The 12,431-nt window shown below is 68.3% G+C and carries 11 protein-coding genes and 2 pseudogenes; 9 read left to right on the top strand and 4 right to left on the bottom strand.

All coding sequences use genetic code 11. The features are described from left to right. Positions 1 to 34: 34 nt before the first annotated feature. A complete protein-coding gene (locus tag QEG98_RS35435) occupies positions 35 to 1,318 on the top strand; it encodes a TIGR04013 family B12-binding domain/radical SAM domain-containing protein (protein ID WP_316564460.1) in 1,284 nt (427 codons plus the stop codon). 47 nt (positions 1,319 to 1,365) lie between these two features. Here QEG98_RS35435 and QEG98_RS35430 read toward each other — a convergent pair whose 3' ends face one another. Beyond that, positions 1,366 to 2,781 carry a HEAT repeat domain-containing protein gene (locus QEG98_RS35430; RefSeq protein WP_316564459.1) on the bottom strand — a complete coding sequence of 472 codons (1,416 nt, stop codon included), beginning with the start codon at positions 2,779 to 2,781 and terminating at the stop codon, positions 1,366 to 1,368. 412 nt (positions 2,782 to 3,193) lie between these two features. Here QEG98_RS35430 and QEG98_RS35425 point away from each other — a divergent pair. The 5 genes and pseudogenes from QEG98_RS35425 to QEG98_RS35405 all read left to right on the top strand — a co-directional run. Next, positions 3,194 to 3,990: pseudogene (locus tag QEG98_RS35425) on the top strand (IS4 family transposase); the annotation flags it as partial. Positions 3,991 to 4,006: 16 nt separating this feature from the next. Further along, positions 4,007 to 4,399: pseudogene (locus QEG98_RS35420) on the top strand (TIGR02269 family lipoprotein); the annotation flags it as partial. Further along, positions 4,396 to 5,124, top strand: a complete 729-nt coding sequence (locus tag QEG98_RS35415; RefSeq protein WP_316564457.1) for a double-CXXCG motif protein — start codon at positions 4,396 to 4,398, stop codon at positions 5,122 to 5,124. The pseudogene QEG98_RS35420 and the gene QEG98_RS35415, both read left to right, overlap by 4 nt. Before the next feature lie 67 nt (positions 5,125 to 5,191). Further along, entirely contained in the window at positions 5,192 to 5,530 is a 339-nt protein-coding gene (locus QEG98_RS35410) for a hypothetical protein (RefSeq protein ID WP_011556377.1), read from the top strand. A gap of 67 nt (positions 5,531 to 5,597) precedes the next feature. Next, positions 5,598 to 5,840 carry a hypothetical protein gene (locus QEG98_RS35405; RefSeq protein WP_171441032.1) on the top strand — a complete coding sequence of 81 codons (243 nt, stop codon included), beginning with the start codon at positions 5,598 to 5,600 and terminating at the stop codon, positions 5,838 to 5,840. 3 nt (positions 5,841 to 5,843) lie between these two features. On the opposite strand, the gene QEG98_RS35400 is transcribed toward QEG98_RS35405, so the two are convergent. The 3 genes from QEG98_RS35400 to aceB all read right to left on the bottom strand — a co-directional run bounded on the left by QEG98_RS35400 (position 5,844) and on the right by aceB (position 9,398). Further along, the gene (locus tag QEG98_RS35400) at positions 5,844 to 6,098 is read right to left on the bottom strand and encodes a hypothetical protein (RefSeq protein ID WP_316564456.1); all 255 of its coding nucleotides are present in this window, start codon (positions 6,096 to 6,098) and stop codon (positions 5,844 to 5,846) included. Between the two features lie 330 nt (positions 6,099 to 6,428). Beyond that, entirely contained in the window at positions 6,429 to 7,715 is a 1,287-nt protein-coding gene (gene aceA, locus QEG98_RS35395; RefSeq protein ID WP_316564455.1) for an isocitrate lyase, read from the bottom strand. A gap of 57 nt (positions 7,716 to 7,772) precedes the next feature. After that, positions 7,773 to 9,398 carry a malate synthase A gene (gene aceB / locus QEG98_RS35390; protein ID WP_316564454.1) on the bottom strand — a complete coding sequence of 542 codons (1,626 nt, stop codon included), beginning with the start codon at positions 9,396 to 9,398 and terminating at the stop codon, positions 7,773 to 7,775. Between the two features lie 248 nt (positions 9,399 to 9,646). Between aceB and QEG98_RS35385 the strand changes: the two genes are divergently transcribed. The 3 genes from QEG98_RS35385 (at position 9,647) to clpP (ending at position 12,217) form a co-directional block, all read left to right on the top strand. Further along, a complete protein-coding gene (locus tag QEG98_RS35385; RefSeq protein ID WP_228557770.1) occupies positions 9,647 to 10,000 on the top strand; it encodes a PspC domain-containing protein in 354 nt (117 codons plus the stop codon). A gap of 99 nt (positions 10,001 to 10,099) precedes the next feature. Then, positions 10,100 to 11,500 (top strand): class II fumarate hydratase, encoded by a 1,401-nt coding sequence (gene fumC, locus QEG98_RS35380; RefSeq protein ID WP_316564453.1) that lies wholly within the window; start codon positions 10,100 to 10,102, stop codon positions 11,498 to 11,500. 105 nt (positions 11,501 to 11,605) lie between these two features. Continuing rightward, entirely contained in the window at positions 11,606 to 12,217 is a 612-nt protein-coding gene (gene clpP, locus QEG98_RS35375; RefSeq protein ID WP_141589324.1) for an ATP-dependent Clp endopeptidase proteolytic subunit ClpP, read from the top strand. The last annotated feature ends 214 nt before the right edge of the window (positions 12,218 to 12,431 follow it).

Below are 12,431 nucleotides of genomic sequence, written 5' to 3'. Positions count from 1 at the left end.
CGCCGCCGACCCTGTGGCATAAAGCGCTTCCAGCATGCAGCCATCTCGCCGTGTTTCGCTCGTCCTGAGCTACCAGTACCCGGGTAAGTACGCCTTCACCGTGCTGGCGGGCGCCGTGGAGTCGGACCCGGCGCTGGCGGACGTGACGCTGCACTTTCCGCGCAGCCGCGAGACGCTGCTGGACACGATTCGCGAGCGCGTGGACGCCGGAGACACGGTGGTGGCGGCGTGGTCTTTCTACTCGGCCAGCTTCGCCCCGGCGGCGGAGGAGCTGGCATGGGTGCGTGAGCGGCTGGAGGGACGGGACGTGCTGTGCATCGCCGGCGGCGTGCACGCCACGGCGGAGACGCTCCAGACGCTTCAGGCGGGTTTCGACCTGGTGGCGGTGGGCGAGGGTGAGTACTCCCTGCGTGCCTTGCTCGGCCGGGTGCTGCGCGGCGAGGAGCCGCGTGAGACGCACGGCGTCGCGTATCTGAAGGACGGGAAGCTGGTGCAGCACGGCCGAGGGGAGGGCGTGCAACTGGATGACTTCCCGCCCTTCGCGGCGCGTAACGGGCAGTACGGCGCCATCGAGATTACGCGCGGCTGCATCTACGCGTGTCGCTTCTGCCAGACGCCGTTCATGAGCAAGGCGCGCTTCCGCCACCGCTCCGTGGCCAACGTGGCGCACTGGGCAAGGGAGCTGCGGCGCTCGGGCCGGAGAGACATCCGCTTCATCACGCCCACCTCCATGTCCTACGGCACCGCCGACGAGTCGGTGAACCTGGACGCGGTGGAGGCCCTGCTCGCCGCCGTGAAGGAGGCCATGGCGCCCGATGGGCGCGTCTACTACGGCACCTTTCCGTCGGAGGTCCGCCCCGAGCACGTCACGCCCGAGGCGCTGGCGCTGCTCAAGCGCTACGTCCACAACGACAACCTCATCATCGGCGGCCAGTCCGGCTCCGAGCGCATCCTCCAGAGCACCCGACGGGGGCACGACGTGGAGACGGTGGTGCGCGCCACCCGCATCGCGGTGGAGTCTGGCTTCGTGCCCAACGTGGACTTCATCCTCGGGCTGCCCGGCGAGGAGCCCGCGGACGTGGATGCCACGGTGGCGCTGATGGAGAAGTTGGCGGGCCTGGGCGCGCGCGTGCATGGGCATACATTCATGCCGCTGCCGGGGACGCCCTTCCGTGATGCGCCGCCCGGGTCGGTGGATGAGGCGACACAGCGCAAGCTGGACCGGTTGGCCTCGCAGGGGCGCTTGTATGGGCACTGGAAGCAGCAGGTCGCGCTCGCCGAGGGCATTGCCTCACGCCGTCGCCCGCGTGCGGGGTAAGGGCCGCGCGGAACGGGCAAGACAGACCTGAAGTCTACCCCATGACGTCAGGGCTGTGCCTCGCGTCGAACCAGGTGCTGCGCGAGCAGGTCGCCCAGGAACTCGCAGAGGTAACCTCGCTGTACCAGCTCCAGGAGCGCGGAGAGGTCCTCGTCCGTGCCCAGTTGGGAGAGCGCCAGGACGGCTTCCCTGAGTTCAGGAGAGAGGAACGGCGTTGAGCAGCAGGGGTAGAGGTCCTCGTCCCCTCGCGAAGGTGCTTGGGCAAGCACGTCCATGAACAGAGGGCGGCTGGCTTCCCCGTCCAGCACTCCGAGCCACCGGAGCGCCTGGGCACGCACTCCTGGGGCCGCTGCTTCACGCGCCAGGGGCCGAAGCACTTCCAGCCACTGGCGCTGCCCCTGCTGGACGAGCCCCGCGAGCGCATGCAGCCGGACCTCGGGATGCGCGTCATTCGTCAGGGAGAGGAGGCGGTCGGTCCACGCCGCGCTGGCTTCACCGAGCATCACCAGCCCCGCGATGGCCAGGGGGCGCGCTTCCGCGTCTGGTCCTTCCAGCGCGTCGAGGAACAGGGGCCGCGCGTCCGGGGCTCGCGAGTCCAGCGCCAGCCGGAGGACGCTGACGATGAGAGGCGTATTGCCAGGATAGCGCATGGCCACCCGGGCCCAGCGCATGGCCATGGCCGGGTCGTGGTCGCACAGCTGTTCGAGCAGACTCCTCCGGGCGTTCTCCTCCAACTCGAAGTCACACAGCCACCGGGGCAGGACGCGCCGCCGCGCTTCTCTCCATTGCCCCAGGACAGGCAGTGCCCAGTCGAAGGCGGGCGGATGCGCCAGGATGCCGTAGGGCGCGAGTCCGGCCGCTCTCTCCATCCGGACGACGGAGTCAAGCCGACGCAACAGCCTGTCATCTCCGAAGTGGGCTCGCAGCTCCTCCAGGGGAAGCATGAGTCCTTCCGCCGCCCCGCGACGAAGCGCGGGGTTCGCGGCCACGAATCGTGACAGCTCGTCGCGCGACATCTCCCACCCCCACGCGCTCCGCATGACCTTCCGCTCCAGGGCCTCGGCACTCAGGTCCTGGCTCCACGTCATCAGGAGCGCCCAGGCCTCGGGCCGCTCCCGCTGGGAGAAAGCCACGTCGAAGTTGAAGTCATGACCCCAGTCGCCCTCGGCGTCGATGAGGGGACGGTCGACTTCGTACCAATGCGCGAACAACCAATCGACGTAGGCGCGAGGCTGCGGAACTTGAATGAATGGGAATGTGCAGAGGAGACGTGCCCGGTCGCAGGGGGACAACCGGAGCAGCATGTCCTTCAGCGGTGTCGTGAAAGCGTCGAGCCTCGCGTAGCGCAGGGCCACTCCCAACGAGAGGCCCGTGCCGCTTGCACGAACGTGCTCCTCGTGGAGCCGGGCCAGCTCCGCTCCCGAAAGCCACAGGCCCTGCTGCGCCCCGACCGTCAGCGCCATGCTCTGGAGGTCTGGATATGTTCCCCGATCGAGGATCATCGACCGCAGGAGCGGAAGGGGCGCGCCGCCGACGATGCCAAGCAGCCAGAGCGCTCGGTTTCGTGAGTCGGAGGATTCCGGGGGAGTTGTTTCCAGCAGGTTGAGCAACTGCGCGCGGAGGTGCTCGCGCGAGGACCACACCAGACGGGACTGCGAGGACACACAGGACGCCGGATTGGGTCCGGTTGGCGAGGCCGGCCGCGAACACGCGGGATGCTGCTTACAGCCTATACCACCCAGGCCCGGCGACCAGAAGCCCCCACGGCGCTCCGTCGTCGTCGGCGATAGAGCGTCCGCTGATAGACGCGATCGACTCCGACGCCAGGAACGTCACCAGCGCCGCGAACGCCTCCAGCCTGCCCAGCCGCCGTGGCTGACGAAGCACGGACGCGCCACCCCGCTCCTGTGGCACACGGCCCTCAAAAGTGGCCTGGCCGGCAACCGGAACGAGGCGGAGGACCTGGTGCTGCGCCGGCTTCGCGAGGTGCTGCCCGAGGGCGTCAAGGTGACGGTGCTGGCTGACCGTGGCTTTGGGGATGTCGAGTTGTACGAGTTGCTGAAGGCGGAGCTTGGCTTCGATTTCGTCATCCGCTTCCGCGAGTGCATCCACGTCGAGGACGCGAAGGGCGCCGTGCGGACCGCTGCCGAGTGGGTCCCCCGGAGTGGACGCGCGACGGCTTTGAAGAACGCAACCGTCACAGCCCGGCGCTACGGCATCACGGCCGTCGTGGTGGTGAAGGCGCCTGGGATGAAGGATGCCTGGTGTCTGGCCACGAGCCTTGCGGCCAGCGCCGCGGAGTTGGTGAAACGCTACGGATGGCGCTTCTCGATGGAGGAGAGCTTCCGCAGTGCCGAGGACTGGAGATTCGGTATGGGCCTGTCCTCCGCTCGTCTGAAGGACCCGGAGCGGCGCGACCGATTGCTGCCGGTGAGTGCGATGGCCGTGGCGCTGCTCACCCTGCTTGGGGCGGCCGCCGAGGACACCGGCCTGGACCGGACGCTCAAGGCGAACACCGTCACCATGCGCACCCATTCTCTCTTCAACCAGGGGCTGTATTCTACGGCGCGCTGCCCATGATGAAAGACCATCGATTCGAGCCTCTGATGAGGCGTTTCGGCGAACTCGTCCTTGAGCAGATGTTCTTCCGAGAGGTCTGCGTCGTCCTATGAACGAGGGGATGCCTCAGGGGGTGGGCAGCAGCTGCCTCGGGGCACTGTCATGGTGTTCCCCAGCTGGGGTGGTGCGCCTGGGCGAGTCATCCCGCCGTCACATCGGCTGCCGCCCGGGCGCTGGGAGAAGCACCACATCTTTCCCCAGGCACCAGAGCTTGCCCAATGGTTCACGCAGCGGGGCGTCAAGATTCACGATTACACGATGCCGATACCGCGAGAGCTCCATCGACGCATTCACGGTGGTGCGGGAGCCGGTGGTGCCTGGAACGAAGCCTGGCGCGCGTACATGCGGCGGAACAGTGAGGCGAGTCCTGAAGAGATTTTCAAACACGCCGGAGAGTTGATCTACCGCTTCGAGCTGCTTGGTGGGCCGATTCGCCCGTACTATTCCAGGCCCGGAACATGACCCTTCGTGTGTTTGAACTCTCCCAGGACAGCGCGATGTGGCCCCGAATCAACGGGAGCTTCAACGCCGCGCACAAGTGGGGACTGCCTGGGTTGGCGGGGTGCCCTGGCTGTGGGGTGACCTGGGCCTCCTCGGGCCATCAGTACCCCGCTGTGGATTTGTCGAACCTGCCTGCGCAGAGCGAATTCCTGAAGGCCCGGCCCGAGCCATTCGAGGAGTTCGCGAGGCTGCGTGAGTTGGTCCGCCCCTTGGCTCCGCCAGGCGCGCTGCTGCCTCCAGGGACAGTGTTCGGCCCGCTGGTTGGAACTGCCTCGGGACGATTCGCCGACTTCGAAACGCAGGGGAGCATGCTGCTGGTGGTTCGCCGGGAAGCACTGGAACGGCTCCAGATGGAAGGTGTGTGCGGCCTCGTGGGCTGCAAGACGGAGCTGCGCTTTCGGCAGAAGGACCCGCCGGAGCTCTTGGAGCTTCAGCTCGAGCCTCGCGGGCAACTGCACCCAGACTGCTATCCGCCGGAGCTGCCTCCACCGTGTGACACCTGTGGCCGGTTCAAACTCACGCTGCCAGACGCCCCCATCCTCGACGCGGCCTCGCTGCCCACGGACCGCGACGTCTTCCGCGTGGGCAACTTCGCAACCGTGATGGTGGGCACCGAGCGTTTCAAGGAGGCGGTGCAGCGCTTGGAGCTGGAGGGCATCACCTTCCGTGAGCTGCCCACCCGCTAGGCGCTCGCAAGGGGGCCCGTCACTTCCACGGGCCTCCGCTCCGCCAGGCGCTTAGGATGGGGACGCGATGTCCACCGACCAGGCACCTCCCTACTGGCTCCTCATCTCCGTCCTCTTCAGCAACCAGCCGCTGTCGCCCTCGCTGGCGATGACGCTGCACCAGGTGGCCTATGAGCTCCACCAGCGCGGTGAGGGCGCCAAGGAAGTGGCCGGGGACATGGTGAGCGGCCGGGTGGTGAACCTGCGCAAGGACGTGTCCTTCGGCGGCATCGCCGGGCCGGCCTTCGAGGCGGAGATCGAGACCGAGCGGGGCTCCGGCGTCGTCCGCTTCGTCCTTACCCGGCAGGGGCTGGAGATGATGAAGCAGCAGCCCGCCGAGCCGCCCCGGCCCAAGTACCTCAACTGAGCCAGCACGGGCCCGCCCGCCTGTCCGCCCCCTGCTCGCGGACGGTGGGCGTCTCCACTTTGGAGACATGGACCCCAAGGACTACCTCAAGCGCGGCGCGGGCATCCCGCTGGATCCGAAGAAGCAGAAGGACCCCGAGGAAGACGGCGAGCGCGTCCCCGCCGAGGGGCGCGCCGAATTCCTCAACGACGTCTCCGAGCACAACGGCGGTCAGCGCACCGACGTCGACGTGCCGTGGCGCAAGGGCCCCGAGCTGCAACGAGGCCAGCGCGACGCCTACAACGCGGAGAGCGACAAGAAGAAGGGGTGACCCTTACTCCCGGTCGAGGTCCACCTTCATCTTGTTGCCCATGTGCAGGATGGAGTTCGACAGCGTCGCGGCGGACATCTCCGCCAGCTCCATCAGGACCTGCTCCTGCTGCGCCTGCTCCGAGCCGGCCGGGGCCTGGGACACCGGGCCCCGCGAGCCATCCTCGGAGATGGGCCCGCGGCCCACGGCGGACAGGTAGGAGTTCAGGAGGCCGTTGTTCGGCGAGCTGCCCACCGAGGCGAGCGCCGAGGCGACCACCGCGCCCCCGACACCATCAGCGGATCCCCAGGCCGATTGGCAGGGGCCATCGGGTTCACCAGCGCGCCAAAGCTCGTGCTCGCGGCGCGGGTCTGCGCCTGCGTGGTGGCGGGCTGGATCATCGGACCGGTGAAGGAGTTGATGCGGGTCATGGCGCCTCCGTCTCGGCCCGGGACGCGCACCACGCACGTGTCGGACCTCTCGAATCCCCATTATCGCCCGGCCGCCGGCGAAGTTGCGCGGAAGGCCGAAAACGCCCGAAGGCCGCGGACTTACGGGCGTGCTCCCCGTCAGCCGCGGCCTTCTTGGGACTTCAGGTGGCGCCGTTGCCTAGAACTGGTGGGCCTCGGTGGACTCCGTCAGGGCGAGCGTGCTGGCGTTGCCGCCGCAGATGGCCTCGGCCACCTGGTCGAAGTAGCCGGTGCCCACCTCGCGCTGGTGGCGGGTGGCGGTGTAGCCGTCCTTCTCCGCCGCGAACTCGGCCTGCTGCAGCTCGCTGTAGGCCGCCATGCCACGGTCCTTGTACTTCCGCGCCAGCTCGTACATCCCGAAGTTGAGCGCGTGGAAGCCGGCCAGGGTGACGAACTGGAACTTGTAGCCCATGGCGCCCAGCTCGCGCTGGAACTTCGCGATGGTGGCGTCGTCCAGGTTCTTCTTCCAGTTGAAGGACGGCGAGCAGTTGTAGGCCAAGAGCTTGTTCGGGTACTTGGCGCGGATGCTCTCGGCGAACTTCTTCGCCTGGGCCAGGTCCGGGGTGCTCGTCTCGCACCACACCAGGTCCGCGTACGGCGCGTACGCCAGGCCGCGGGCGATGGCGCAGTCCAGGCCGCCGTTGAGGCGGTAGAAACCTTCGCCCGTGCGGCCGGACTTCTTGTCGATGAAGGCGTGGTCGTACTCGTCCGCGTCGCTCATCAGCAGCTTGGCGCTGTCCGCGTCCGTGCGCGCCACCAGCAGGGTGGGCACGCCCATGACGTCCGCCGCGAGCCGGGCCGCGTTGAGGGTGCGGATGAAGTGGCTGGTGGGCACCAGCACCTTGCCGCCCATGTGGCCGCACTTCTTCTCGCTGGCCAGCTGGTCCTCGAAGTGCACGCCCGCGGCGCCCGCTTCAATCATGCCCTTCATCAGCTCGAAGGCGTTGAGCGGACCCCCGAAGCCGGCCTCGGCGTCGGCGATGATGGGCGCGAACCAGTAGCGGTCCTTGCGGCCCTCCGCGTGGTCAATCTGGTCCGCGCGGCGCAGGGCGTTGTTGATCTTGCGGACCACGGTGGGGACGCTGTCCACCGGGTAGAGGCTCTGGTCCGGGTACATCTGCCCCGCGGAGTTCGCGTCCGCCGCCACCTGCCAGCCGGACAGGTAGATGGCCTTCAGGCCCGCGCGCACCATCTGCACCGCCTGGTTGCCGGTGAGCGAGCCGAGCGCGTTGATGTAGTCCTCGGTGTGGAGCAGCTCCCAGAGCTTCTTGGCGCCCAGCTCCGCCAGCGTGTGGCTGACGGTGATGGAGCCGCGGAGCTTCTCCACGTCCTTCGGGGTGTAGTTGCGCTTGATGCCCTCGAAACGCCGCGCGTGGAGCTTGGCGTGAGGGGAGGCATCGGCGGTCGTCGGCGTGGCGTCGTACATCGTGGGCTCCTCGCTACGGTAAAAGTGGTGGGTTGCTGCTGCGAAAGTGCGAAGGGTTCAGCGTTGGGCTTCCAGGGCGTCGTAGGCCGGCAGGGTGAGGAAGTCCTCGAAGGTGCCGGCGGTGGAGAGCTGCTCGAAGAGCACGCGCGCGCGCTCCAGGTGGGCGGCGCCGTAGCGCTCCCTGGCGCCTTCCTTCTCGAGGCGGCCCATCTCCTCGCCCAGCGCGTCGCGGAAGAGGGCGGGCGTCACCTTGCGGCCGTCCTCCAGAGAGGCGCCGTGGTGAATCCACTGCCACACCTGGGCGCGTGAGATTTCGGCGGTGGCCGCGTCCTCCATCAGGTTGTAGAGCGGCACGCAGCCCAGGCCGCCCAGCCACGCGGCGGTGTACTGGATGCCCACGCGGATGTTGTGGCGCAGGCCTTCCTCGGTGCGCGTGCCGGACGGCACCTTGAGCAGCTCCGCCTCGCCAATCTTCACGTCCTCGCGCTTGTTGGAGAGCTGGTTGGGGCCCTTCATGTGCGAGTCGAAGATGTCGCGCGCGATTTCAACGAGGCCGGGGTGCGCCACCCACGTCCCGTCGTGGCCGTTCTTCACCTCGCGCAGCTTGTCCGCGCGGACCTTGTCCATGACGGCGTCGTTGGCCGCCGCGTCCCCCTTGATGGGGATGAAGGCCGCCATGCCGCCCATGGCGTGCACGTTGCGGCGGTGGCAGGTCTGGATGAGCAGCTGCGAGTAGGCGTTGAGGAACGCCTTGTCCATCGTCACCTGGCCGCGGTCGGGCAGCACCACGCGGGTGTCCGACTGGAGCGTCTTGATGAAGCTGAAGATGTAGTCCCAGCGGCCGCAGTTGAGGCCGGCGGAGTGCTCGCGCAGCTCGTAGAGGATTTCGTCCATCTCGAACGCGGCGGGCAGCGTCTCGATGAGGACGGTGGCCTTGATGGTGCCGCGCGGGATGCCCAGCTCCGCCTGGGCCAGGTGGAACACGTCGTTCCACAGCCGGGCCTCCAGGTGGCTCTGCATCTTCGGCAGGTAGAAGTAGGGGCCGGTGCCGCGCGCCAGCTGCTCCCGGGCGTTGTGGAAGAAGAAGAGCCCGAAGTCGAACAGCGAGCCGGAGATGGGCTTGCCGTCGATTTCGATGTGCCGCTCCGGCAGGTGCCAGCCGCGGGGGCGCACGAAGAGCACGGCGCGCTTCGGGTTGAGGGCGTAGTGCTTCCCGTTCTCCGCCGTGAAGGAGATGGTGCCGCGCACGGCGTCGCGCAGGTTGATTTGCCCGCGCACCACGTTGTCCCAGGTGGGGCTGTTGGCGTCCTCGAAGTCCGCCATGAAGACATTCGCCCCGGAGTTCAGCGCGTTGATGACCATCTTCCGGTCCACCGGGCCGGTGATCTCCACGCGGCGGTCCTGAAGGTCGGCGGGCAGGGGAGCCACCGTCCAGTCGCCCTCCCGGATGGCCTTCGTCTCCGGCAGGAAGTGGGGCCGCTCTCCCTTGCTCCAGGCCGCCTGCACCGTCTTGCGGCGCTCCAGCAGGGCCAGCCGGCGCTCGCCGAAGTTGCGGGCCAGCTTCGCCACGAATTCCAGGGCCTCGGGCGTGAGGACCTCGGCGTAGTCGGGGTGCCAGGTCCCCTTCACCACCACTCCCGGTCCGAACGCCGGGGGATTCACAGAGGGGGCTTGGTCCGACATCTGAGCTCCTTTGGCTAGGTGCGTTGTAAATCTGCCGTGACGGCTCGGAAAATGAGTCCTATGAGGGCAAAAAGGAAGTGCGGAGTGAATCTTTGCCTGCTTGCCTGTAACTGTGTCAACAGCCGGCGTGTTAAATCTGTAAATCAACAGATCGTCCCCGGGGCGTATGCAATGGGGTGCACCAGGGCGCGTAGGTAGGAATGAGGGCCACGGACGCCAAGTGGGAGCGGCCCCAGAAGGGAGATGTGATGGACGCCAAGAGACGCTGCGCCACCTGCACCGAGGAAGTGAGCCTGGAGGTCCGGAGGTGCCCGCGCTGCGGCGCGCGCACGGAGCCCATGCACCGGGGCGTGGATGGGCGGCTGCTGACCGGGGTGTGCGCGGCGCTGGGGCGGGAGCTGGGCGTGGACGCGGCGCTGATTCGCGTGGGCTTCGTGGTGGCGCTGGCGGTGTCCGGGGGCACCGCGCTGATGGTGTACCTGCTGCTGTGGGCCTTCACGCCGCCGTCGGCGACGGGCACCGCGCCCCTGCGGCGCACGTACAGCTGGCTGTCCGGTCTGGGCAATTCGGAGCGCACGCCCCGCGTCGAGCGCCGGGTGTAGTGCTCAGCGTCCAACGGAGAAAATCACGCCGGAGCCCTGCCTGAGGGCTCCGGCCTGTTATTCGATGGGGCCCACCTTTCTTTCCGAGGAGCCCCGCGCGTGAGCACGAAGAACGTCCGTACCGAGAAAGACACCTTCGGTCCCATCGACGTCCCCGCCGACCGGCTGTGGGGCGCGCAGACGCAGCGCAGCCTCCAGAACTTCGCCATCTCCACCGAGCGCATGCCGCTGGCCCTCATCCGCGCCCTGGTGCTGGTGAAGAAGGCCGCCGCGCGGGTGAACGTGGAGAACGGCTCGCTGGCGAAGGAGAAGGGCGAGGCCATCATCCGGGCCGCGGACGAGGTGCTGGCCGGCCAGCACGACGCGGAGTTCCCCTTGAGCGTCTGGCAGACGGGCAGCGGGACGCAGACGAACATGAACACGAACGAGGTGCTCGCCAACCGCGCCTCGGAACTGCTGGGCGGCGAGCGCGGCGAGGGCCGCAAGGTCCACCCCAACGACGACGTCAACAAGGGGCAGAGCTCCAACGATGTCTTCCCCACCGCGATGAGCGTGGCCGCCGTGGCTGCCATCACCGAGCACGTGCTGCCGGAGCTGAAGGCGCTGCGCGACGTGCTCGCGCAGAAGGCCCGCGCCTTCCATGACGTGGTGAAGGTGGGCCGCACCCACTTGCAGGACGCCACGCCCCTGACGCTGGGGCAGGAGGTCAGCGGCTTCGTGGCGCAGCTGGACCACGCGAAGGGCCACCTGGAGCGCACCCTGCCGCACCTGTTGGAGCTGGCCCTGGGCGGCACGGCGGTGGGCACCGGCCTCAACGCCCCCAAGGGCTATGCCGAGCGGGTGGCGCAGGAGGTGGCCCAGCTCACCGGCCACCCCTTCGTCACCGCGCCCAACAAGTTCGAGGCGCTGGCCGCCAACGACGCGCTGGTGCAGGCGCACGGGGCGCTGAAGGGGCTGGCGGTGGTGCTCTTCAAGGTGGCCAACGACGTGCGCTGGCTGTCCTCGGGGCCGCGCTCGGGGCTGGCGGAAATCACCATCCCGGAGAACGAGCCGGGCAGCTCCATCATGCCGGGCAAGGTGAACCCCACCCAGAGCGAGGCGCTCACCATGCTGTGCGCCCAGGTGATGGGCAACGACGTCGCCGTCACCGTGGGCGGGGCGTCCGGCAACTTCCAGCTCAACGTCTTCAAGCCGCTCATCGCCCACAACCTGCTCCAGAGCTGCCGGTTGCTGGCGGACGGCATGCGCAGCTTCCGCCTGCACTGCGCGGTGGGCATCGAGCCCAACCGGCCCCGCATCCAGGAGAACCTGGAGCGCAGCCTGATGCTCGTCACGGCGCTCAACCCCCACATCGGCTACGACAACGCGGCGAAAATCGCCAAGACGGCCCACAGGGACGGCACGACGCTCAAGGAGACGGCCGTGGCGCTGGGGCTCGTCACGCCCGAGCAGTTCGACCAGTGGGTCCGCCCGGAGGACATGACGGGCCACAAGGGGTAGGCCCCCAGGGGGGCAGGGGGCCCCGGCGTCGAAGCGTGGGGCAGCGCACGCTCCGGGAAGAAGGGACGGGCGCGGCGGCGGAAGGGCGATTAGGGTAGGGGCGTCATGAACGTCCCCTTCGTCATCGAGACCACGCACCGCGGCGAGCGGGCGTACGACCTGTACAGCCGGCTCCTCAAGGACCGCATCATCATGCTGGGCACGCCTGTCAATGACGACGTGGCCAACATCATCGTTGCCCAGCTCCTCTTCCTGGAGTCGGAGGACCCGGACAAGGGCATCAACCTCTACATCAACTCGCCGGGTGGCTCCGTGACGGCGGGCCTCGCCATCTACGACACCATGCAGTACGTGAAGTGTCCGGTGTCCACCATCTGCGTCGGGCAGGCGGCCTCCATGGGCGCGCTGCTGCTGCTGGCGGGGGCGAAGGGCAAGCGCCACGCCCTGCCCAACAGCCGCATCATGATTCACCAGCCGCTGGGCGGCGCGCAGGGCCAGGCCACGGACATCGACATCCAGGCCAAGGAAATCCTCCGCCTGCGCAGCTACATCAACGGCCTCATCGTGAAGCACACGGGGCACACCATCGAGCGCATCGAGAAGGACACCGAGCGCGACTACTTCATGAGCGCCGAGGACGCGCGGCAGTACGGCCTCATCGACGAGGTGGTGGAGAAGCAGCGCGCCATCGCCCCGACGCCCGCTCCGGCGAAGTAGGGCCCTTCCCGCCCCGGACGCATGCCGGGGCGGGGTGCTCCTCCCGGCGGGGTGCCACACGGGCGCCGCGCCGGAGGCAGGTCCAGCACTGGACGTTTCCGGCTTCCCTGCCTGCAGGTGGCACGCGGCGTGCTCACCATGGGCATATGACGCCGATCCGATTTCGCATCGTCCCCCGGTTCCTCTTGCCCGGCGCCATCCTGGCCTCCATGGC

It is taken from the genome of Myxococcus sp. MxC21-1 (genome assembly GCF_032612255.1).
In the GTDB taxonomy this organism is placed as follows: Bacteria; Myxococcota; Myxococcia; order Myxococcales; family Myxococcaceae; genus Myxococcus; species Myxococcus virescens.
Note: the sequence above shows the minus strand (reverse complement) of the source record. Positions and strands in the feature narration are given on the sequence as shown.

Bases quoted from the DNA above. Each gene is read 5' to 3' on its own strand.
- QEG98_RS35410 (WP_011556377.1), top strand. From the start codon at position 5,192: ATGTCCACCGACCAGGCACCTCCCTACTGGCTCCTCATCTCCGTCCTC.
- QEG98_RS35430 (WP_316564459.1), bottom strand. From the start codon at position 2,781: ATGGCGCTGACGGTCGGGGCGCAGCAGGGCCTGTGGCTTTCGGGAGCG.
- QEG98_RS35385 (WP_228557770.1), top strand. From the start codon at position 9,647: ATGGACGCCAAGAGACGCTGCGCCACCTGCACCGAGGAAGTGAGCCTG.
- QEG98_RS35435 (WP_316564460.1), top strand. From the start codon at position 35: ATGCAGCCATCTCGCCGTGTTTCGCTCGTCCTGAGCTACCAGTACCCG.
- QEG98_RS35405 (WP_171441032.1), top strand. From the start codon at position 5,598: ATGGACCCCAAGGACTACCTCAAGCGCGGCGCGGGCATCCCGCTGGAT.
- clpP (WP_141589324.1), top strand. From the start codon at position 11,606: ATGAACGTCCCCTTCGTCATCGAGACCACGCACCGCGGCGAGCGGGCG.
- aceA (WP_316564455.1), bottom strand. From the start codon at position 7,715: ATGTACGACGCCACGCCGACGACCGCCGATGCCTCCCCTCACGCCAAG.
- aceB (WP_316564454.1), bottom strand. From the start codon at position 9,398: ATGTCGGACCAAGCCCCCTCTGTGAATCCCCCGGCGTTCGGACCGGGA.
- QEG98_RS35415 (WP_316564457.1), top strand. From the start codon at position 4,396: ATGACCCTTCGTGTGTTTGAACTCTCCCAGGACAGCGCGATGTGGCCC.